Annotated in this window: 18 protein-coding genes and 1 pseudogene; 8 read left to right on the top strand and 11 right to left on the bottom strand. The window is 69.0% G+C overall.

The genetic code is table 11. From position 1 onward, the window contains the following. Positions 1-46: 46 nt before the first annotated feature. The 3 genes from ADL34_RS06350 (at position 47) to ADL34_RS06360 (ending at position 1,748) form a co-directional block, all read left to right on the top strand. Positions 47-646, top strand: coding sequence for a sulfite oxidase-like oxidoreductase (locus ADL34_RS06350; protein ID WP_062668306.1), 600 nt, complete (start codon positions 47-49; stop codon positions 644-646). Beyond that, on the top strand, positions 616-1,359 hold the full coding sequence (locus ADL34_RS06355; RefSeq protein ID WP_062668307.1) for a ferredoxin reductase: 744 nt from the start codon (positions 616-618) through the stop codon (positions 1,357-1,359). Before ADL34_RS06350 ends, ADL34_RS06355 begins: the two co-directional genes overlap by 31 nt. Positions 1,360-1,475: 116 nt before the next feature. Further along, the gene (locus tag ADL34_RS06360) at positions 1,476-1,748 is read left to right on the top strand and encodes a DUF6510 family protein (protein ID WP_062668308.1); all 273 of its coding nucleotides are present in this window, start codon (positions 1,476-1,478) and stop codon (positions 1,746-1,748) included. 74 nt (positions 1,749-1,822) lie between these two features. Here the strand turns inward: ADL34_RS06360 and ADL34_RS06365 are convergent, their stop codons facing one another. Together ADL34_RS06365 and ADL34_RS06370 are read right to left on the bottom strand one after the other, a co-directional pair. Then, positions 1,823-2,296 carry a VOC family protein gene (locus ADL34_RS06365; protein ID WP_062668309.1) on the bottom strand — a complete coding sequence of 158 codons (474 nt, stop codon included), beginning with the start codon at positions 2,294-2,296 and terminating at the stop codon, positions 1,823-1,825. Between the two features lie 153 nt (positions 2,297-2,449). Beyond that, positions 2,450-3,367 carry an NADP-dependent oxidoreductase gene (locus tag ADL34_RS06370; protein ID WP_062668310.1) on the bottom strand — a complete coding sequence of 306 codons (918 nt, stop codon included), beginning with the start codon at positions 3,365-3,367 and terminating at the stop codon, positions 2,450-2,452. A gap of 321 nt (positions 3,368-3,688) precedes the next feature. On the opposite strand from ADL34_RS06370, the gene ADL34_RS06375 reads away from it, so the two are divergent. Beyond that, a complete protein-coding gene (locus tag ADL34_RS06375; RefSeq protein ID WP_062668311.1) occupies positions 3,689-4,594 on the top strand; it encodes an NAD(P)H-binding protein in 906 nt (301 codons plus the stop codon). Between the two features lie 44 nt (positions 4,595-4,638). Here the strand turns inward: ADL34_RS06375 and ADL34_RS06380 are convergent, their stop codons facing one another. From ADL34_RS06380 to ADL34_RS06390, 3 genes are all read right to left on the bottom strand, one after another. Further along, positions 4,639-5,289 carry an RraA family protein gene (locus ADL34_RS06380; protein WP_234374951.1) on the bottom strand — a complete coding sequence of 217 codons (651 nt, stop codon included), beginning with the start codon at positions 5,287-5,289 and terminating at the stop codon, positions 4,639-4,641. A 231-nt stretch (positions 5,290-5,520) separates the two neighbouring features. Next, the gene (locus ADL34_RS06385) at positions 5,521-6,822 is read right to left on the bottom strand and encodes a DUF2254 domain-containing protein (protein ID WP_063892261.1); all 1,302 of its coding nucleotides are present in this window, start codon (positions 6,820-6,822) and stop codon (positions 5,521-5,523) included. A gap of 80 nt (positions 6,823-6,902) precedes the next feature. Beyond that, complete coding sequence (locus ADL34_RS06390; protein WP_062668312.1) at positions 6,903-8,357, bottom strand: dihydrolipoyl dehydrogenase family protein; 1,455 nt, start codon at positions 8,355-8,357, stop codon at positions 6,903-6,905. Positions 8,358-9,021: 664 nt separating this feature from the next. On the opposite strand from ADL34_RS06390, the pseudogene ADL34_RS37195 reads away from it, so the two are divergent. The 3 genes and pseudogenes from ADL34_RS37195 to ADL34_RS06400 form a co-directional block, all read left to right on the top strand. Continuing rightward, positions 9,022-9,204, top strand: a pseudogene (locus tag ADL34_RS37195) (RNA polymerase subunit sigma-24); the annotation flags it as partial. Between the two features lie 65 nt (positions 9,205-9,269). Beyond that, entirely contained in the window at positions 9,270-9,677 is a 408-nt protein-coding gene (locus tag ADL34_RS06395; protein ID WP_062668313.1) for a RidA family protein, read from the top strand. A 72-nt stretch (positions 9,678-9,749) separates the two neighbouring features. Beyond that, a complete protein-coding gene (locus ADL34_RS06400; RefSeq protein WP_062668314.1) occupies positions 9,750-10,751 on the top strand; it encodes a DUF5996 family protein in 1,002 nt (333 codons plus the stop codon). Between the two features lie 149 nt (positions 10,752-10,900). On the opposite strand, the gene ADL34_RS06405 is transcribed toward ADL34_RS06400, so the two are convergent. From ADL34_RS06405 to ADL34_RS06430, 6 genes are all read right to left on the bottom strand, one after another. Beyond that, the gene (locus ADL34_RS06405) at positions 10,901-13,315 is read right to left on the bottom strand and encodes a glycosyl hydrolase family 95 catalytic domain-containing protein (protein WP_062668315.1); all 2,415 of its coding nucleotides are present in this window, start codon (positions 13,313-13,315) and stop codon (positions 10,901-10,903) included. Positions 13,316-13,400: 85 nt separating this feature from the next. Beyond that, positions 13,401-14,462, bottom strand: a complete 1,062-nt coding sequence (locus tag ADL34_RS06410) for an ABC transporter permease (protein WP_107115634.1) — start codon at positions 14,460-14,462, stop codon at positions 13,401-13,403. After that, a complete protein-coding gene (locus ADL34_RS06415; RefSeq protein ID WP_062668316.1) occupies positions 14,455-15,963 on the bottom strand; it encodes a sugar ABC transporter ATP-binding protein in 1,509 nt (502 codons plus the stop codon). Before ADL34_RS06415 ends, ADL34_RS06410 begins: the two co-directional genes overlap by 8 nt. Before the next feature lie 20 nt (positions 15,964-15,983). Further along, complete coding sequence (locus ADL34_RS06420) at positions 15,984-17,060, bottom strand: sugar ABC transporter substrate-binding protein (RefSeq protein ID WP_062668317.1); 1,077 nt, start codon at positions 17,058-17,060, stop codon at positions 15,984-15,986. A gap of 103 nt (positions 17,061-17,163) precedes the next feature. Then, positions 17,164-17,922 carry an SDR family NAD(P)-dependent oxidoreductase gene (locus tag ADL34_RS06425; protein ID WP_062668318.1) on the bottom strand — a complete coding sequence of 253 codons (759 nt, stop codon included), beginning with the start codon at positions 17,920-17,922 and terminating at the stop codon, positions 17,164-17,166. Next, on the bottom strand, positions 17,919-19,226 hold the full coding sequence (locus ADL34_RS06430; RefSeq protein ID WP_062668361.1) for an enolase C-terminal domain-like protein: 1,308 nt from the start codon (positions 19,224-19,226) through the stop codon (positions 17,919-17,921). The genes ADL34_RS06425 and ADL34_RS06430 overlap by 4 nt, the downstream gene beginning before the upstream one ends. Positions 19,227-19,529: 303 nt before the next feature. Here ADL34_RS06430 and ADL34_RS06435 point away from each other — a divergent pair, with 303 nt between their 5' ends. Further along, positions 19,530-20,234, top strand: a complete 705-nt coding sequence (locus ADL34_RS06435) for a FadR/GntR family transcriptional regulator (RefSeq protein ID WP_062668319.1) — start codon at positions 19,530-19,532, stop codon at positions 20,232-20,234. The last annotated feature ends 76 nt before the right edge of the window (positions 20,235-20,310 follow it).

Below are 20,310 nucleotides of genomic sequence, written 5' to 3' on the forward strand. Positions count from 1 at the left end.
TGTCCTGAAAAATGGAAGGTGCCCGCTTCGGAGAAGGGGGGCCGACATGTCCGTCGTCTCACGGGGATTCCGCGGCCGTGCGCGAGACGCACTGCACCAACTGCCTCCCGGCCAGTACGAGACCACCGGGTTTCCCGTTCTGTCCGCGGGCCCCACGCCGACCGTGCCACTGGACGAATGGGAGCTCACCGTTCGTACGGAGACCGGGGCCGGGCGCAGGTGGACCTGGGAACAGCTTCTGGCCCTGCCTTCCGAGACGCCCACGGTGGACCTGCACTGTGTCACCAAGTGGTCGAAGTTCGACACGGAGTGGCAGGGAGTCTCCCTGGACGTTCTCCTTCAGGACGTGGAATCCAGCGCCGACTACGCACTGGTCCACTCCTACGGTGACTACACCACCAACATTCCGGTGGAAGACCTCCTCGACGGCAAGGCCTGGATCGCTCATCGCTACGACGGTGAGGCACTTCCACCGGAGCACGGCGGTCCGGCGAGGCTGCTCGTCCCGCACCTGTACTTCTGGAAGTCCGCCAAGTGGGTTCGTGAAATCGTGCTGATGCACGAGGAGGAACGGGGTTTCTGGGAGACCGTCGGCTACCACACCTATGGGGACCCATGGCGCGAGCAACGGTACCAAGGAGACTAGGCGAGAGACTCCGCTGGAGGACCGCCCGGCTGACCCGGCGGGAGGACGAGTCCAGCCTCGCGCGGACACTCGTTCTCGATGTACCGGGCTGGCCGGGCCATCAGGCGGGACAGCATGTGGACGTGCGGCTCACGGCAGAGGACGGTTACAGCACTCAGCGCAGCTACTCAGTGGCCTCGGCGCCCGACGGTGAGACGGTCGAGCTGACGGTCCAACGGACCGACGACGGCGAAGTGTCCCCCTACCTCACGGATGAACTCACCGTGGGCGACCTGGTGGAACTCCGCGGGCCGGTCGGGGGCTGGTTCGTGTGGAGGCCGGAGCAGAAGGAGCCGGTGTTCCTCCTGGCGGGAGGATCCGGTCTCGTGCCGTTGATGGCGATGATCCGTATGCGTCGGGCGGTCGGCAGCCGTACGCCCTTCCGTCTGATCTACAGCGCACGCAGTCCCGAGACCCAGCTCTTCACTTCCGAGTTGAGAAGAGGCGATCCCGGGCTCGACACGACCTACGTCTACACCCGGTCCACACCGCCCCAGTGGTCGCGGCCGGCCGGGCGTATCGATGCCTCTGCCATATCGAGCGGGGGATGGCCGCCCGACTTCGAGCCCACCTGCTACGTCTGCGGTTCCACGGGCTTCGTGGAAACGGCGGCCGGTCTGCTCGTCGCCCTCGGTCACCACCCGGGCCGCATACGGACCGAGCGTTTCGGCTGAGGGCGGCAGACCACGAGCCCGGCATCACACGCCGAGGATCGTGCCGCCGCTGCGCGGCACACCGCTCGTCGGCGAGAAGGTCCGGGGAACGTGACAGGAAAGGAAACGGGATCCAGATGACACCCACACCCGACTTCCTCGACGGGAACGCCGCCGCCGGGGACCTCGAGTCGCTGTTCGGAACGGACATGACCATGGCTTCGGGACAGTGCCACGGCTGCGGAAAGCAGATGATGCTGGCAGAGACGCACGCGTACCTCGGCGGCCCCGGGACGGTGTTGCGTTGCCCGGGCTGCGACGGCGTGCTGCTGCGTATGGTCCGCTCTCCCCATGACATGTGGCTCGACGCTTCCGGTCTGGATCATCTGAGGTTGCCGGCACCGGCGTGACGTACGACAGCCGCTGCCACCGCGGGCCGCGGTGGCAGCGTTGACCAGACACACGCCGTGGTTCTGCCTCGTCGTCAGCGGCCCGGCAGACGCTGCATCACCTCCTGGATCACCCAGCCGTTGCCGTCAGGGTCGCTGAACGTGGCGAATGAGGCATAGGAGGTCCGATCGGGATGGAGGCCGGCCAGCCGTTCCTGACCTTGACCGTTGTGCACGATGTCGCCGCCCTCGTGCCCGTGGTAGATGACCCCACCGGCGTCGTGGAAGATGTCGCTCACATCGATGCCGCGGCCGACGAGTTCGGTGCGGGCCTTCTCGATGTCGGACACGACGAGGTAAAGGCCCTGGGCCGAGCCCGGTTCGGCGGAGGTCAGACCAGTGCCGAACATGATCGAGCACTCCGACCCGGGCGGGGTGAGGTGCACCGCCCGCCATTCCTCGCTGGCGGCCTTGTCGATGTCCACGCGGAAACCGGCGGACTCGTAGAACGCCTTGGCTCGGTCGACGTCGGACACGGGAAGCACGACGACTTCCAGTTTCAGGTCCATGAGGATAACTGCTTTCGGTTGTTGCGGATCTCGTCCCGCGCCATCGGTTCGTCCTCGATGGCGCGCGTCGGGCTGATCGTCCCTACGGACTGCGGTGGTTGAGGGTCGTCAACCCGGACGCGGGCGATGAGGAGTCGCCGGGCGGTAGGTCGCTCAGGCGACGTCGATGACCGTCTTCCCGGCCGTCGTCTTCTTCTCCCGGAAGACCTGCGGTGCCTGATCGAGCGGACGGACGGCCCCCACCAGGGGACGCAGTCCCCCCTCCCGGCAGATGCGGACGACCTGCACCAGATGATCACGGTTGGGTTCGACGATGAAGTACATCGCCCGACCGTCCTCGGGCCGCCGGGTCGGAGGGTTAGCAATGGTGACGAGGGTGCCGCCGGGTCTGAGGACGGCGGCCGATCGATCGAGCACCTCCCCGCCGACGGCGTCGAAGACGACATCGACGCGGTCCACCTCTTCGTGCCACGCGGGCTGTTCCAGGTCTACGAACTCGTCGGCGCCCAACTCCAGTACCTGTTCCCTGCTCCTCGCGCGCCCGGACCCGATCACACGGGCCCCGGCGCCGTGGGCGAGCTGGGTGGCTGCCATTCCCACCCCCCCTCTTGCTCCGTGCACCAGCACGGTCTGCCCCGTCTCGACTCTTCCGTGGACGAACAGCCCCTGCCAGGCGGTCAGGCCCGGCATCACCAGGGCGGCCGCATGCGTGTGGTCGATGTCCGCGGGCAACGGCGCCAGATTGCGCGCCTCCACGGCCACGTGGTCCGCGAGAGTGCCGTCCCGGTTCCAGTCGGTCAGTCCCAGGACTCGCTGCCCCACCGACAACCCGGTGGTGCCGACGGCGACCTCGGCGACCTCCCCCGACACCTCGTGCCCGGGGATGACCGGGGCTCGGTCTCTGCCGCTCCGGTCGACCCAACTGGCAGGCCAGCCGAGTTCGTCGGGTGTGAAGCAGGCCGCGCGCACCTTGACGATGACGTCGCCCTCGCCGGCGTAGGGATAGGGGACATCTTCCGCGATCAAACTGTCCACGGCCGCTTCGCGATCGTGAGCTCGTACGGCTCTCATCGGCGCTCCCTCCGATCGCGGGAAGACCTCCTTCTCCCAGGATGAGGGCGGGTGGCTCGGGGAGCGAACGGAAGAGCGCATCTCTGAAGCCGCCACCATCGGCTGTGTTCGGTGGTGTACAGACAGCGTCTGCGACGGTCCGTGTGCGTCCTGTGCCTCGCTGTTCGTCGGGTGGGCCCTCAAAGCCCGTGTGTGCCAAGCTGACAGAGGCCCCGACGACGTCTTTCGGCCGGACCGCATCGATCGGCGGGGCCGACTCCGGTGCGCGTCGAACGCCGCAGCGCGCGCGTTGCACCGGCCGTGCCACAGGGAGGCCGATCAATGCCTTCGCGTGAGACCGTACTCGTCACCGGTGCCGGGGGCGTGGGACGACTGGTGATCGAGGACCTGCGCACACACGACGTGCCGGTACGTGTCATGGTGCGCCGTGATGACGACCGTGCGGCCGAGTTCCGACGGTTCGGCGCGGATGTGGTCCTGGGGGACCTCACCCGGCCCGAGACCGTCGCCGCCGGCCTGCGGGATGTCGGGCGGATGTACTTCGCGATGCCCGTGTCCCGCGATCACCTGCTGGCGGCGACCGTCGTGGCGAGCGTGGCCAAGGAATGCGGAACTCTGGACGCCCTGGTCGGGATGTCCCAGATGACGGTGTCGCAGATGACGGCCACGAGCACGGACGAGTCCCACCAGCAACGGTTGCACTGGCTGGCCGAGCAGGTGCTGAACTGGTCGGGACTGCCGGTGATCCATATCCGGCCCACCTCGTTCCTCGACAACCCGCTCTTCACCTCGGCCGCGGCACAGTCGATCAAGAGGGACGGAACGCTCGCCCTGCCCTTCGGTGCCGGGCGAACATCGCCCGTCGCGGTCAGCGACGTCGCGCGGGTGGCCGCCACCGTGCTCCGGGACCCGCGAGGACACATCGGCAACGTCTACGAGCTGACCGGACCACGGACGATGGACATGGAGGAGATGGCCGAGTCGTTCTCCCGGGCACTGGGACGTCCGATCACCTACGCCGACGTGCCGCTCGAACAGTGGCGCACCCAGGTACTGGCCGGGCTCGGTCTGCCCCGGCACATCGAGGAGCACATCGTCACCATGTGCCGACTGCACCAGGAGAACCGTTACGACCGGGCGACGGACGACGTCGCGCGTCTGACGGGCGTACCGGCGCAGACCATCGAGCAGTTCGTCTCCGATCGCAGGGGCCTCTACGTCGACTGAGTCCGGTCGGGGCAGCCAGGCCGGCGGCGCCTTCGTCCAGGGCGTCAGGGCCGGCTGAGCGGCGGGAGATCCTCCGCCGAGATGCGCTCCCCGGCGCGGGCCTCCTCGGCCTCGATCTGCCGCGCGGCGTCGAGAACTCCGTTCAGGCTGCCCCCGGGGATGATCACGGCGCCGGAGGGGTCGGCGAAGGCGTAGTCGCCGGGAGTGACGCACACTCCTGCGAACTCGACGGCCACGTCCGCCGCGTAGGGCATCACCGTGTCGCCACCCCATCGTGTGGCTTCACCCCGGCACCAGGTGGAGAAGGGGTACCCGCGCAACTGCCCGAAGTCCCGTAGCCGGCCGTCGGCCATGACGCCCGCCAGCCCGTGCCGGACCGCCCTCACCAGCTTGGTGCCGCCGCCGTGGGACGCCTCCGGGTGACCTCCGCTCGAGAGCACGAGGACCTTTCCCCGCGGCGAGTTGCCGAGCGCCGGGTAGAAGAAGTCCGCGAAGGTCCCGGACGACTCCTCCAGGTCGTCCCGCCAGGGCATGAACGCGATGGTGGCCACCGGGCCGAAGAGGGGCCGGCCCGGATCCGGACTCGTCAGTGGCAGGATGTGCGCACGGTGGCGGTGCAGGCGCCCCATGGCGTCCACGAGCGCGGCGCAGCCGAGGGCACTCAGATCGTCCCCGAGGGGTGGAACGTCACTCACTCTGCCTCCCGCGGTAGCGACGCGGCAATGGCGGACGGCTGACCCGGAGTCCGGATTCCTCACCTGTCTCGCGACGCCACAGCGCCGGAGCACCCACTGTTCCGGCGCCGGCCGTCCGACGGCCGGCATCCAGGACCGAGCAGGAAGACCGCCACGTGATCCGATTGTCGCGCGGGAGAGCCTGGGGGCAACCGGGGGAGCCCGGCCCGGTGCGGGGCCGTGTGCGAGGGCTCAGTCCGGGATGACCACACCCTCGGACGAGCCGCTGCCGATGCCCTGGCGATCGCTGGTGCGGGCCAGTGCGCGGCGGGACTCGTCGGGGTACTCCCGCTCCACAGCCGCATCGAGGAGGGTGAGTTGACCGCGTACCGCACCGCGCCGTTCGTGAGGCACGTCGGCCAGGAGACCTTCCAGCATGGCCCGCAACCGCCTGCACACCTGCAGTGAGCCGACTCCGTACTCACGGATCTCGGTGACGCCGAGTTCGAGGTACTCCTCCCAGTCGCGTCCGGGTACGACCACCCGGGGCACGTCCCGCTTGTCTCCGAACACATGGCGGCCGGACAGTTCCGACCTTCCCACGGTGTGGAGGAAGACCTCGATGTGGTTGAGGACCTGCACAGCCGTCGTGGGGTCGTTCACGGCCGCCGACAGGGCGCGTGCGGCGATGTCGACGAGAACGCGCAGGGCGAACGCGGGATCCTGCTCGATGGTCCGCTCGGCGCCCAGGGCCACCAGACCGGCGAGTCGACGCGCATCCAGCGGTACGCGAGGAGTCCCGTGCACTTCCAGCAGAACGGCGCCGGGAGGGACGAAGTCTCCCACCCGGTGGGCCACGACCAGGACGCAGTCGTGACGCGCGGCCATCGCGACGAGTTCGGCCACGCCCACCCCCTGAACGGCACCGCCGCCGGTGCAGGGCACGATCATCGTCGGCATGCTGTCGGGCGGATGAGCCGGCTCGTCGAGGAGCGGGCGATGGCGCTTGTCCCGCAGGTACCCGCCAAGGACGCCGAGTCCCGTACGGCAGACCATGTCGGCGATGGCTACGGGACGCAGGTCGTGAGCGAACCGGTTGAGGTAGACCAGCAGCATCACCAGACTGAGGGCTACGGCCAGTCCGGCGACCGTGACGCCCAGATCGGGCACTGTCCCGGGTTCGATCCTGCGGAGCAGGGTGAACGCGAAGGCGAAGGTGCCCGCGAAGGTGGCCAGGACGAGCTTCTGCAACCGGTTGCGGTACCACAGGCGCATGTAGCGTGGAGACAGCGTTCCGGTGGCCTGCTGAACCACGAGGACACTGATGGTGACGACGAACCCCAGCAGGGCGACCATGGCTCCCACGATGGCGGTCAGGACGCCTGATGCCGTGGTGGCGGTGTACCGCCACCCGGTCGGCACCCCCCACATGTCGTCCACCGCGAGAGCGACCTCGCCCAGCAGCGCTCCCAGGACAAGGCCGAGAACCGGCAGGATCCACAGGCTGGTCCTGGCGTACTGCCTCAGCTGGAACCGGAAAGCCCAGATCAGCATGGGCAACCTCCGCAGGGGCCGAGGTCGGGCCGTCGTCAAGATGCACGTGATCCGGCCCTGTCACCTGACGTGACGAAGTGCTACTGGTCGGGGCGATCCCGGTAGGTCTCGAGAATGCGCAGCCAGACCTCGCTGATCGTCGGGAAGGCGGGAACGGTGTGCCACAGCCGCTCCACCGGCATCTCACTGGTGATCGCGACGCCGGCTGAGTACAGCAGCTCCTGAGTTCCGGGACCCACGAAGGTGACGCCGACGATGGTGTTGCGGTCCGTGTCGATCAACACCCGTGCCTTGCCGCTGTAGCCGTCGGCGTACTGGACTGCGCCGGCCAGGCGCCCGATGTCGTAGTCCACGACGTCGACGTGGCGTCCAGTGCGCTCCGCGTCCTGGGTCGTCAGTCCCACACTGGCCACCTCCGGCTCGCTGAAGACCACTTGGGGTACGGCGGCGCTGTCGGCCGTCGGGGCATGCGCGCCCCACCTGCCGTCGTCGAGGGGCTCGTTCCTGGCGCGCGCTGCGATCAGGGGGCCGGCGATGCGAGCCTGGTACTTCCCCTGGTGGGTCATCAGCGCACGGTGGTTCACGTCACCGACCGCGTAGAGCCATCCGTCGGTCACGTCGGTCACGCGGAAGGAGTCGTCCACGTCCAGCCAGCTGCCCGGGGTCAGACCGACGGTCTCCAGTCCGATGTCCTGTGTGTGAGGCGCGCGTCCGGTCGCGAACAGGATCTCGTCGGCTACCAGGGATTGCCCGTCGTCCAGGGTGATCCGGACGGGACTTCCCGCACCGTTCTCCCGGACGACCCCGGTGACGGAGGTCCCGAAGCGCAGCTCCGCACCGGCTTCCCGCAGGGCCTGCGTCACCATCTCACCGGCGAAGGGCTCCATGCGGTTGAGGATGCCCTTGGTCCCGCGCACCAGCATGGTGACGTGGGATCCCAGCGCCTGAAAGGCGGTGGCCATCTCGACGGCCACCACACCGCCTCCTACCACGGCGAGGCGCTCCGGCACATGGCGGGCGGCGGTCGCGTCGCGGTTGGTCCAGGGACGCACCGTGTCGAGCCCCGGAAGGTCGGGAAACGCCGTGACGGTGCCCGTGGCGACGCAGACGGCATGCCGGGCGGTGAGCCGTATGGCGTCGCCGCTCCCGGTATCGACGACGACCTGGCGCGGACCATCCAGTCGGCCGTGGCCGCGCACCAGATCCACGGAGACGGACTCGAGCCAGTCGACTTGGTCGTCGTCCTTCCAGTACGCAGCCATCTTGTCGCGGTGGGCGAAGACCGCGGGAATGTCCAGCGGCCCTTGGACGGCCCGTCGCAGTCCGGGGACCTTGCGGGCGTCGGCGCGCGCCAGCACTGGACGCAGCAGTGCCTTACTGGGCTCGCATGCCCAGAACGAGCATTCTCCACCGAGCAGTTCGTTCTCCACGATCACCGAGGTGAGTCCGGCGGCGCTCGTACGATCCGCCACGTTCTCCCCCGCGGGACCGGCACCGAGGACCACCACGTCGTAGGTGCGTGAAGTGTCATTCATGCCTGCTCCCGTCAACATTCGGCTTCGATCGCTGGTGACGCGCGCAAGCGGTGGGGCCGCTGCGTGACGCGGTCACTCGTGGGGTCGCGGCAGTGCTTCCCAGTCTCCTCTTCCGGTCGAGACATCGCCTGGTGGGCGGGCGCACCGAGATGTTCCGGACGTGGTGCAGGAGCGCCGGACCGCTCAGGTCCCCGGCCCAGCCTGGAGCGCTGCTCCGCGCTGCCTCGCGCTGCTACGAACGACGCGCCCGCCTCACCACATGGGGCACGGTATGAACATCGGCGAAGCGCTCAGCAGGGGGTGACTTCGGGGCCGCCGGGGGGAGTGCCCAGGGCTCCAGCGTGCCGTCGCAGAATTCGGCGGCAGACCGATCGACATGTCGGCCTCCGCCCACGCGTGGAGGACTCCTACAAGATCCTCGCGGATACCGCGGAGATGGTGGTATTCGTCAGCACGGTGCCCAGGGCGTCCTCCAGCAAGGTCCAGTTGATGGCGGCAGGCACGGATCGACGGTTCTCGACGAGTCGGATTTCCGCCCGATCGGCGCAACTCACTCGGGCGGCGTAGCATGACCGGAAGAGTCAAAGCCGATCCTGCCATCAGTATCCGTCAGGGTTCGCGCACTTTTGGCTGCTGTCCCGAGCGACGCCGGCGCCCGTGTTGACTGGTCGGCCGGGCCCGCGAGCACCTGTCGGAGGGCGAGCGAGGGCCTGCGAGTCCGACCGCGGCACAGACAGGCGACGGCTGTGCCGATGGGGGAGGAATGCGCGGCGCCAGCAGAATACCTGTCGTGGGGCGTGCGCACGTTTCCAAATACGTAGCCGCCTTCTCCTCACGCTTCTGGCCTCATCAACCCCCATAAACTCACGCGCTGCATCGACTCGCTTTCCCCGTGAGTGGAGGAGGAAGGAAATGAGCTCCGTTCCCCACGAAAGTTACGAGTACGGCGTGCCGTGGGAGTCTGCCTTCGGCTACAGCCAGGCTGTACGCGCGGGCAACACGCTCTACGTGTCGGGCCAGTTGTCGCACGACGAGTCAGGAAGCTTCATCGGGCCCGGCGACTTCGAGCTCCAGGTCAGGAGCACCCTGCAGAATCTGGACCGGGTTCTCGACCAATACGGCGCAGCGCGCAACCAAATAGTCGAAACAACCGTTCTCGTCAAGGAGCTGCGCAAGCACTTCGACACGGTCGCCCGACTGCACGCGGAGTACTGCGGCGAGAACCGGCCCACCAGCACCGTCATGGGGGTGTCCGAACTCGCACTGCCCGAGCAATTGATCGAGATCGGTGCCGTGGTCCGTCTCGACCTCGAGTCCTGAAGCAAGCGCTGCGAGGTCTGAGCCTGCCGAGCCGGCGGCACCGCCTTCTTGGTCCGCAGGGAAGGCAATTCGATGTCACGCACTGCACCCGGCATCGCACAAGAATGGCCCCGCCTCAGGTTGGACGACTGGACGGAGACCCGCACGGCGTTGCATTTGTGGTCACAGATAGTCGGAAAGATTCGAATGTCTCGCACGCCGCTCATCAACCACTGGTGGGCTGTCACCCTCTACGTCACGCCCAGAGGTCTGTCCACATCAGGAATCGACTGCCCGCAGGGCATGTTCGACATCGAATTCGACTTCGTCGAGCACGGGCTGACCGTACGGGGGAGCGATGGAAGCATCCGCGGATTCGAACTGACCACCATGTCAGTGGCGGATTTCTACACCCGAATTGTCGAGAACCTTGCGGCTCTAGGCGTGGAAACGGCCATTCAGACTCGGCCCAACGAGGTTGAAGAGGCACTTGATTTCACGGAGGATCACCAGGTTCGAGCGTATGACTCGCGTGCGGCCAACCTGTTCTGGCGGCAGCTGTTGCAAGCGCACCGGGGATTTGTGCGGTTCAGGGCTCACTTCACTGGGAAGGTGAGCCCGGTCCACTTTTTCTGGGGTGGATTCGATCTGGCGTGCACACGCTTCTCGGGAAAGCCGGCCCCCAAGCATGCCGGCGGAGCTCCGAATTGTGGTGACTGGGTCATGGTCGAGGGCTACTCGCACGAACTGAGTAGCTGCGGGTTCTGGCCCGGGGGTGGCGAGGAAGGAGCCTTCTACTCCTACGCCTACCCGGAGCCCGAGGGATACGCGGAGGCGGCCGTGATGCCGACGGAGGCCTACTACAGCAAGGACTTCGGCCAGTTCCTCCTCCCGTACGAGAGAGTACGCACGTCACGCGACCCCGATCTGGCTCTCTCGGCGTTCCTGCACAGCACCTACGATGCCGCGGCTGACTGCGGCAAGTGGGACAGGGAGGCTCTTGAGACCGACCCGCAACGCTGGGCCACGGAGCGCAGTCGCACTCGCCGGACGGGCCTTCCACCCTCGGCGAGTCCGAGCCCGGAACCGAGGTGACGATCCGCTTGACCGAGGTGACGATCCGCTTGGCCGACGCGGACGTGTCCGCCGAGGACGAAGCGGGGCGTCGGCGTCTCCCCGGCTCCGGGCCTGCACAGGAGAGCTTGACGACTACGACGTGTCCTCGATCGCGAGGATTTCTGCCGTCACAGGGGCGTGATCACGTACGTCTCGCCCGCCCGGGCGTCGAACGCGACGACGGTGTCCTCGGGTCGCTTCACGTCAGTGCGGGGACCGCCCTGGGCGTGTACCGCGACCGGTGCCGCGGTGCGCAGCCGGACCGCGCCGGTCCGGCGTACCGCGAGGCGGGCGTGGGTCAGCGCGCCGTCGCTCCAGGAGACGTCGACGGTGAGGGCACCGCGGGCGAGGAGTCCGGTGACCTGGCCCTGCGGAAGCTGCGGAGGCAGCGCCGGCAGGAGGTGGACCTCGTCGGTGTGGGACTGCACCAGCCATTCGGTGACTCCCGCGGTGGCGCCGAAGTTGCCGTCGATCTGGAACGGCGGGTGCAGGTCGAACAGGTTCGGGGCGGTGCGCTCGGGAGTCAGGAGGTCGGTGAGGAGATTGTAGGACCGTGATCCGTCTTCCGCGCGCGCCCAGAAATTGATCTTCCAGGCGAGGGACCAGCCGGTGCCGGCGTCCCCGCGCATCTCCAGCGTCTTGAGTGCGGCCCGGAACAGTTCGGGGGTGCCACGCTTGGAGATCTGGTTGCTGGGGTGCAGACCGTACAGGTGGGAGACATGGCGGTGCTGTTGCTCGGGCGCGCCGGCGTCCCAGTCCTGCTGCCACTCCTGCAACTGCCCGAGCGCGCCGATCTTCATGGGCGGCAGCTGGGCTCGGGCCTGGTGCACCTGGGCGGCGTACGGGCTGTCGACGCCGAGCGCTTCGCAGGCGGCGAGGTAACCGTCGAACAGGTCGCGCAGGATCTGGTTGTCCATGGTGGGACCCGCGCAGGCGGACACGCCGGAGTGGTGGGCGTTCTCCGGAGAGACCGACGGGCAGGTCACCAGGTGACCGGTGCCGGGGTCCGTGACGAGGGCGTCGAGGAAGAAGCGGACGGCTCCCTCGACGACCGGCAGACGTCGGCGCAGTGCCTCGCGGTCACCGGTGAAGCGGTAGTGCTCCCAGACCGACGTGGCCAGCCAGGCGCCACCGGTGGGCCACATGCCCCAGAACGCGCCGTCGACCGGCGCGGTGCCGCGCCAGGCGTCGGTGTTGTGGTGGGCGACCCAGCCGTTCGCGCCGTACTGCACCCGCGCGGTCTTCTGTCCCGCCTGGGCGAGGTCGTCGAGCAGGGCGAAGATCGGCTCCCAGCACTCCAGAAGGTTGGTGGTCGCGGCCGGCCAGTAGTTCATCTCCGTGTTGATGTTGATCGTGTACTTGGAGTCCCACGGCGGGGAGAGCTGGTCGTTCCAGATGCCCTGCAGATTGGCGGGCTGGGTGCCGGGGCGGGAGGAGGCGATGAGGAGATAGCGGCCGAACTGGTAGTGCAGGGCCACCAGATGGGGATCGTCGGACTGGGCGAAGGCGGCCACCCGCTGGTCGGTCGGTGCGGCGGCGGCGTCCGTGACACCGAGGTCGAGCGCGACGCGCCGGAAGAGGGCCCGGTGGTCGCGCACATGGCGGGCGCGCAGCTGTCCGTAGGGGGTGTCGGCGGCGGCGTTCAGCCGGCGTTCCGCGCGAGCGCGGTAATCGCCGGAGGCGTCGCGGTAGTCGTTGTAGCTGGTGCCCACGGACACCAGCAGGGTCACCGCGTCGGCCGCGGTCACGGTGAGGGTTCCGTTCTCGCTGCGGACGGTGCCGCCTTCGGTGCGGGCGCGGACCAGCGCGCGGAAGCGGACCCGGCCGGTGACGCCCTCGCGGCTCTGCCCGGTGCCCTCCAGCGCCGCGGTCATCAGGTCGGGGGAGGACTTCTGGGTCTGCTGGGGGCTGTCGAAAACGGCGCTGAGCGAGAGGGCGCCGGGAGTGTCCGCGGTCAGTCGCACCACGATCACCTGGTCGGCGTGGCTGGCGAACGCCTCGCGGCGATAGGCCACCCCGCCGCGGGTGTACGTCGTGGTGGCCACGGCCGTGTCGAGGTCCAACTCCCGTCGGTAGGAGCCGATGTCGCCCGTGCCGGGGAACGTCAGGCGCAGATCGCCCACCGTCTGGTACATCAACTCCCCGACCGGATTGCCGAGGAAGGTCGAGTTGATCAGATCCTGGGCCGAGCCCCACTGGCCGGCGAAGATCCGGCGCCGGATCTCGGGGAGGTTCGCCAGGCCCTGCGGGTTGGCCGGTTCGTAGGGACCTCCCGCCCACAGAGTGTCCTCGTTGAGCTGGAGCCGGTCGGCGTCGACTCCGCCGAAGACCATGGCGCCGAGACGGCCGTTGCCGAGGGGCAGGGCCTCCAGCCACTGGCCCGCGGGCCGGCCGTACCACAGGGCCAGGCGCGAGGCGTCCGGCGCGGCGGCGTCCTCCACCTCCGCCGTGCCCTGTGGGGCCGCCACCGCGGCGGCCGGAACACCGACGGCCAGTGCGGCCGACGTCGCTGCGGAGGTGACGAGGAAGTCTCTTCGTTCCATGGGAATGCCTGCCTTTCGAGTGCGGGTTGGGCTGGTCATCCGGGAGCGGTGCGGGCCGGGTGCGCAACGGCGGGCCGGGCGGTGTCTAGTCCTGCGCCTTGCCTCCGGTGATGCGGGACAGCGCCAGGGCGACGAGGATGATCGCGCCGTTGAGGGCGCCGATCCACTGGGCGGGGACACCGCCGAGGGTGAGGACGTTCTGGATCAGGAACAGCAGCAGGATGCCGGTGAACGCCCCGAAGACCGTTCCCTTGCCGCCGTTGAGGCTGATGCCGCCGATGACGGCGGCGGCGAACACGGTGAAGATGTAGCCGTTTCCCTGGGCGGAGGCCACCGAGGCCAGGCGTCCCGAGAGCAGCAGGCCGCTCGTCGCGGCGAGGACGCTCGCGGTGACGATGACGATCCACAGCACACGGTCGGTGCGGATGCCGGCCGCCTTCGCCGCGTCGACGTTGCCGCCGATCGCGTAGAGGGAGCGGCCGAAGCTGGTGAAGCCGAGCACGACGATGCCGATGGCGAACAGGATCAGGCAGATCCACACCGAGGCGGGCATGCCCAGCCACTGGGTGGTGCCGAGGTACAGCATCGACTGGGGCAGCTGGAAAAAGGTCTGGCCACCGGAGATGCCGGTGAGGATGCCGCGCAGCACGATCAGCATGCCGAGCGTCACGATGAAGCCGTTGAGCCCGAACCGGATGATGAACAGCGCGTTCACCACACCGATGAGGAGCCCGACGGTCAGGGTCACGGGGATGGACCAGGCGCCGGGCAGCAGACCGACGCCGTGCGCCGCGCCCGCGGGGACGGTGAGCCATGCCGCGACGCCGGGGGCGAGACCGACGGTGGACTCCAGGGAGAGGTCCATCTTCTTGACGATGAGCACCAGGGTCTGGGCGAGGACCAGCAGGGCGATCTCGGACATGGTCTGCAGCACGTTGATCAGGTTGTCGGGCTGCAGGAACACCGGATTGACCAGTTGGCCGACGATGCCCATGACGATGATCGCGGGGATGAGTGCCAGGTCCCGCAGCCGTGCGAAGGCCAGCCGCCGCCCGCCTGCCCTGCGGGTGGCCGGCTGGTCGCCCGCCGGGTCGGGCAGGCCGTCGTCTGGCCTCTTCGCGGCGGCCGCGGTCGCGCTCTCAGACATCGAGGTCCACTCCTTCCATTGCGGCCACGAGCTCGTGGTCGTGCCAGCCGCGGGCCTTCTCGGCCACTACTCGGCCCTGGAACATCACCAGGACCCGGTCGCACATGCGCAGGTCGTCGAGTTCGTCGGAGGCGATGAGCACGCCGGTGCCGGACTCGGCGATCTCCTCGACCTTGCCGAGGAGGAACTCCTTGGACCGCACGTCGACGCCGGCGGTCGGATTGATCAGGACCAGCACCTTCGGATCGCTGGCCAGGGCGCGGGCCATGACGACCTTCTGCTGGTTGCCCCCGGAGAGCCCGGAGACGGGCATTTCAGGTCCCGGCGTCTTGATCGCAAGGTTCTCGATCATGGCGCGGGCGTAGGTGTCCCGGCGGCGTCCGTCGATGAAGCCGGGCGGACCGAGCCGTTCGGGAATGGTGAGGGTGCCGTTGTCCGCGATGGACATCTCCGGTACGTAGCCCTGGTGATGGCGGTCCTGCGGGACGAAGCCGACTCCGGCCTTCAGGGCCGCGGGCACACTGCCGGGGCGTGGACGCGCCCCGGCGATCCGCACCGTTCCGGTGTCGGCGGCGCGCAGGCCGACGATCGTCTCTGCCACGTCGATACGGCCGCTGCTCGCCGCGCCGGCGAGACCGACGATCTCCCCGCCGCGGACCCTGAGGGACACGTTCTCGTAGCTCCCGTCGAGCGTGGCATCCTCCACGACGAGTACATCGGGTGATGTGCTGTCCGCCGGGCGGCGGCGGGCCCTGGCGCCCTCGGTGGCGCCCTCGCCGGTCATGGCGGCGACGAGTTCGGCGCGGGGCAGTTCCGCGACCGGCGCGGTCAGGATGTGCCGGGCGTCCCGGAACACCGTCACCGTGTCGCAGATCTCGTAGATCTCCTCCAGGTGATGACTGATGAACAGGAAGGTCACGCCCTGGCGTTGCAGGTCCCGGATCCGGGCGAACAGCCGGTTGATCGCTGCTCCGTCCAGCTGCGCGGTGGGTTCGTCGAGGATGATGAAGCGGGCCCCGAAGGACAGGGCCCGGGCGATCTCCAGGAACTGGCGCTGCTCGACGTCGAGTTCCCCCGCCGGGGTGCGCACGTCCACGTCGACCGACCACGTCCGCAGCAGTTCGTGTGCCTTGGCGCGCACGGTCCGCCAGCTGATCAGGCCGCCGCGACCGCGGTCGTGGCGGTTGAGGAAGAGGTTCTCGGCGACCGTCAGCTCGGGGATGATGGTGGACTTCTGGTACACGCACGCAACCCGCTGCCGCCAGCCGTCCCGGTCCGCGAGCCGGGGCGCCGGCTCGCCGTTGAAGGTGACCGTGCCCTCGTCCGGTGCGTGCAGTCCGGTGAGGATGGAGACCAGCGTGGACTTGCCCGCGCCGTTGCGCCCGACGAGTGCGTGGGTCTGGCCGTGTGCGATCGTGATCCGGGCGTCGCGCAGCGCCACCGTGGAACCGAACCGCTTCGTTATCGCCGTCGCCTGGGCGACCGGCGCAGCCGTTGACATTTCTGCGAATCGCCTTCCGGTCAGCTGAGGTTGTTGCCCCAGAGGGACTTGTCGTCGCTCTTGAGGCTGGGGACCCCGCCAAAGGTGCCGCCGTCGGCCGTCACCAGGGGTGCGGAGAGCTGGTCCTCCAGAAGGCCCTCGCGGACCTGGATGATGGTGCTGTCGTGGTCGGTCTTGCCGGGCTTGAACGTCTTGCCGTCGATCGCCGCCTTGAGGTAGTGGAGGGCGTACTTGGCGTAGAGGTCGGCCGGCTGGGAGACGGTGGCGTCGATCTTGCCCGCGGCGATGTTCTTGAGCTCCTCGGGGATGCCGTCGTTGGAGACCACGAACACGTGCTTCTTGTCCTCGGGCCCGACCAGCAGGCCCTTCTGCTTGAGCACCTGCAGGGTGCCGGAGAGCGCGAAACTGGACTGCATGTAGACGCCCTTGATGTCGGGGTGGGCGGTGAGGTCTGTCTGGAGCTTCTGCGCCGCGACGGCGCCGTCCCAGTTGGTGGCTTCGCCGAAGACCTTGATGGCCGGGTAGTTCTTCTTCATGCAGTCGTTGAACGCCTCCGTGCGGTCACGGCCGTTGACGGAGGCGAGGTCGCCCTGGAGCATGACGACCTTGCCCTTGCCGCCCAGCTTGGTCCCCAGGAACTGGCAGGCCTTCTCGCCGTAGGCGCGGTTGTCGGCGCGCACGACCATGTACACCTTGCCGGTGTCGGGGCGGGTGTCCACGGAGACGACCGGGATCTTCTTCGCCTCCAGCTGCGCGAGGGTGGGCGCGATGGCGGCGGTGTCCTGCGGTGCCATCGCGACGCCCTTGACGCCCTGGCTGATGAACGTCTGGACGTCGGCGGTGAGTTTGGCGACGTCGTTCTGCGAGTTGGTGGTCTTCAGGTCGAGTCCGAGTTCCTTGGCGAACTGCGGGGTGTACTTGATGTACGAGTTCCAGAAGTCGGTGTCGGAGCGCGGGTAGTCGACGCCGACCACGGTGGAGCCGCCGCCTGGGCCCGAGGTCGACGCGGATCCCGACCCCCCGCAGGCGGTGAGTGCGGGGACGGACAGGGCGGCGAGGGCGCCGAGACAGGCGTACCTGGTGAACCTGAGCTGCATTGCTCGCTCTCCTTGCTGACGGGGTCGCGCGGACGGGCTGGGTGCGGGACCGGTCGTGCGGTGCGCGGGTGCCGGTCTCGAGACGGGAGGGGAAGGAGCGGGGTCAGGTGCGCGGACGGATGCGCAGGCCCTGCATGCCGCCGTCGACGGGGAGGTCGGTGCCGGTGGTGGAGCCGGACAGGGGGCTTGCGAGATAGGCGATGGCCGCGGCGACCTCGTCGGCGGAGACGAGACGTCCCATCGGCTGGCGGGCGTCGAGGGCGGCGCGCTCGGCAGCGGGGTCCGCGGCGCGCTCCAGGAGGCGGCCGATCCAGGGAGTGTCGGCGGTGCCGGGGTTGACGCAGTTGACGCGGATCCCGCACTGCACGAGGTCGGCCGCCGTCGCCCGGGTCAGGGCCAGGACGGCGCCCTTGGTCGCGGAGTACAGCACCCGGTCGGGCAGCCCGGCGGTGGCGGCGATGGAGCAGGTGTTGACGATGGCCGCGCTGTCGGAGCGGCGCAGATGGGGGAGAGCGGCCCGGGTCACCCGGACCATGCCGACGACGTTGACGTCGAACACCCGGTGCCACTCGTCGTCGGCGTTGTCCTCGATGGTGCCCTGGGCGCCGATGCCGGCGTTGTTGACCAGGATGTCGATGCCGCCGAGGACGTCCGCGGCCTCGGCGACGGCTGTCCGCACGCCCGTGTCGTCGGCCACGTCCGCGCGGATCCCGATCAGGGGATCGGGCAGGCCGTCGGGTTCGAGGTCGAGGCAGGCGACACGGGCGCCGCGGGCGGCCAGCAGGCGTGCGGTGGCCAGTCCGATGCCCGAGGCGCCGCCGGTGACGAGGGCGGTCAGGCCCGCGAGGTCGGGGGCGCTCATTCCTCGGCCTCCCCGCTCCACACCGGGCCGTCGGGGTAGCGGTGGTCCGCCAGGGACTGCCGATGGAGTTCGGCGCTGATGCCGGGGGCGGCCGGGGCGAGATAGCGGCCGTCGCGGATGCGGACCGGGTCGGTGAAGTGCTCGTGCAGGTGGTCGACGTACTCGATGACGCGGTTCTCGGTGGTGCCGCTGACGGCCACGTAGTCGAACATCGCCAGGTGCTGCACCATCTCGCACAGTCCGACCCCGCCGGCGTGCGGGCACACCGGGACGCCGAACTTGGCGGCCAGCAGCAGGATGGCGACGTTCTCGGTCACGCCGGCGGTGCGACTGGCGTCGAGTTGCAGGACGTCGAGGGCTTCGGCCTGGAGGAGTTGTTTGAACATCACCTGGTTGTGGGTGTGTTCGCCGGTGGCCACCTTGACCGGCGCCACCGCCCGGCGGATGGCGGCGTGGCCGAGGATGTCGTCCGGCGAGGTGGGCTCCTCGATCCAGTACGGGTCGTAGGGGGCGAGCGACGCCGTCCAGTCGATGGCCTGCTGGACCCCCCAAGCCTGGTTGGCGTCCACGGCGATCCTGATGTCCGGGCCGACCGCCGCGCGGGCCAGCCGCATGCGGCGTCGGTCCGCCTCGCGGTCGGCGCCGACCTTCAGCTTGATCTGGCCGAATCCGTCGGCGACGGCCTCCTTGGACAGCCTCACCAGCTTCTCGTCGTCGTAGCCGAGCCAGCCGGGGGTCGTGGTGTACGCGGGGTAGCCGTGCTCCAGCAGGTGCGCGGTCCGCTCGGCGCGGCCGGGCTCGGCGCGGCGCAGGATGTCCAGGGCCTCGTCGCGGGTGAGGGCGTCCTGGAGGTAGCGGAAGTCGACCAGGTCGACCAGCTGTTCGGGGGAGAGTTCGGCCAGCAGCCGCCAGACCGGCTTGCCGGTGCGGCGTCCGTACAGGTCCCAGACGGCGTTGACGATGGCCGCCGCGGCCATGTGGATGGCCCCCTTCTCCGGTCCGAGCCAGCGCAGTTGGCTGTCGCCGGTCAACCGCCGCGAGAAGGCGCCGAGATCGGCCAGCACCTCCGCCACCGGGAGGCCCACGATCAGCGGAGCCAGGGCGCGTACGGCGGCGACCTCCACGTCGTTGCCGCGTCCCACGGTGAAGGCGAGGCCGTGTCCCCGGCCGCCGGCGCTCGTGCGGAGCGTCACGTACGCCGCCGAGTAGTCGGGTTCGGGGTTCATGGCGTCGGAGCCGTCGAGGTCGCGCGAGGTCGGGAACCGTACGTCCACGGCCTCGACCGCGCTGATGAGCTCACTCATCGCGTCCGGCAATGTCGGTTCGCAGGGTCCGGTGTCGTCCCGGCTCCATGGCCACCACCCTTCGTCGTGTGTCAACGAGATGTCCGCCCTGCTACGGCAGAGGCTGGACATGGGATGGATTTATAGAGTCACCCCTGCTCGGTGTCCATACCTCGGGAGGGAAATATGCAAGCGCCCGCGCTTCACCTGCTCGTTTGTGGTGAACGAATGAGTGAGGACTCCTTCGGTCCTCCCGTCTCTTCCTGAGTGATGGGATGTATTGCTACGCTGCCGCCGCCTGGGCAACGAGCAGGGAGCAGCCGCATGTCACTGACCGACAAGGCCATCGACCGCATCAGGGACCTCATCCAGTCGGGCGAGCTGCCGCCGGGCGCGAAACTGCCGCCCGAGCAGCAGCTCGCGGCGGAGCTGGGACTGTCCCGCAATCTGATGCGGGAGGCGGTCAAGGCACTGGTGGTCGCACGCGTCCTGGAGATCCGCCGGGGCGACGGCACCTACGTGACCAGCCTGGAACCGGAGCTGCTGCTGAGCAGCATCGGATCGGCGGTGGAACTGCTGCGCGGCGACACCCTGCTGGAGCTGACCGAGGTGCGCCGGCTGTTCGAACCGGTCGCCACGGGACTGGCCGCCACCCGCATCTCGGCCGGGGAACTGGCCGAGGTGGAGCGGCACCTGGACGCGATGCGGGCGGCCCGGGAGGACATCGAGCGGCTCACCGAACACGACGCGGCGTTCCACCGGGCGGTGGTGGCGGCCACCGGCAACGCCACCCTCGCCACCCTGCTGGAGGGGATCTCCAGCAGGACGGTGCGCGCACGCGTCTGGCGCGGTCTGGTCGACGACAACGCCGCCGCGCGCACCGTCGCCGAACACGAGGCGATCTTCCAGGCACTGGTCGCCGGCGACGCCGGCCTGGCGCAGGCCGCCGCACTACTGCACGTCAGCACCACCGAACAGTGGCTGCGCGAGCACCTGGAGCCGAACAGCGCCGTCCCGGACCTGCCGTGAACACCGGGTGGTGCACCACCCACCCTTTTCCATCACACGTCACCAGCCCCGTGCCCGGCCCGGACAGCCGTGGGCC

It is taken from the genome of Streptomyces sp. NRRL WC-3605, assembly GCF_001509795.1.
Taxonomy (GTDB): Bacteria; Actinomycetota; Actinomycetes; order Streptomycetales; family Streptomycetaceae; genus Streptomyces; species Streptomyces viridochromogenes.

Bases quoted from the DNA above. Each gene is read 5' to 3' on its own strand.
- ADL34_RS06350 (WP_062668306.1), top strand. From the start codon at position 47: ATGTCCGTCGTCTCACGGGGATTCCGCGGCCGTGCGCGAGACGCACTG.
- ADL34_RS06355 (WP_062668307.1), top strand. From the start codon at position 616: ATGGCGCGAGCAACGGTACCAAGGAGACTAGGCGAGAGACTCCGCTGG.
- ADL34_RS06360 (WP_062668308.1), top strand. From the start codon at position 1,476: ATGACACCCACACCCGACTTCCTCGACGGGAACGCCGCCGCCGGGGAC.
- ADL34_RS06365 (WP_062668309.1), bottom strand. From the start codon at position 2,296: ATGGACCTGAAACTGGAAGTCGTCGTGCTTCCCGTGTCCGACGTCGAC.
- ADL34_RS06370 (WP_062668310.1), bottom strand. From the start codon at position 3,367: ATGAGAGCCGTACGAGCTCACGATCGCGAAGCGGCCGTGGACAGTTTG.
- ADL34_RS06375 (WP_062668311.1), top strand. From the start codon at position 3,689: ATGCCTTCGCGTGAGACCGTACTCGTCACCGGTGCCGGGGGCGTGGGA.
- ADL34_RS06385 (WP_063892261.1), bottom strand. From the start codon at position 6,822: ATGCTGATCTGGGCTTTCCGGTTCCAGCTGAGGCAGTACGCCAGGACC.
- ADL34_RS06390 (WP_062668312.1), bottom strand. From the start codon at position 8,357: ATGAATGACACTTCACGCACCTACGACGTGGTGGTCCTCGGTGCCGGT.
- ADL34_RS06395 (WP_062668313.1), top strand. From the start codon at position 9,270: ATGAGCTCCGTTCCCCACGAAAGTTACGAGTACGGCGTGCCGTGGGAG.
- ADL34_RS06400 (WP_062668314.1), top strand. From the start codon at position 9,750: ATGTCACGCACTGCACCCGGCATCGCACAAGAATGGCCCCGCCTCAGG.
- ADL34_RS06405 (WP_062668315.1), bottom strand. From the start codon at position 13,315: ATGGAACGAAGAGACTTCCTCGTCACCTCCGCAGCGACGTCGGCCGCA.
- ADL34_RS06410 (WP_107115634.1), bottom strand. From the start codon at position 14,462: ATGTCTGAGAGCGCGACCGCGGCCGCCGCGAAGAGGCCAGACGACGGC.
- ADL34_RS06415 (WP_062668316.1), bottom strand. From the start codon at position 15,963: ATGTCAACGGCTGCGCCGGTCGCCCAGGCGACGGCGATAACGAAGCGG.
- ADL34_RS06420 (WP_062668317.1), bottom strand. From the start codon at position 17,060: ATGCAGCTCAGGTTCACCAGGTACGCCTGTCTCGGCGCCCTCGCCGCC.
- ADL34_RS06425 (WP_062668318.1), bottom strand. From the start codon at position 17,922: ATGAGCGCCCCCGACCTCGCGGGCCTGACCGCCCTCGTCACCGGCGGC.
- ADL34_RS06430 (WP_062668361.1), bottom strand. From the start codon at position 19,226: ATGAGTGAGCTCATCAGCGCGGTCGAGGCCGTGGACGTACGGTTCCCG.
- ADL34_RS06435 (WP_062668319.1), top strand. From the start codon at position 19,530: ATGTCACTGACCGACAAGGCCATCGACCGCATCAGGGACCTCATCCAG.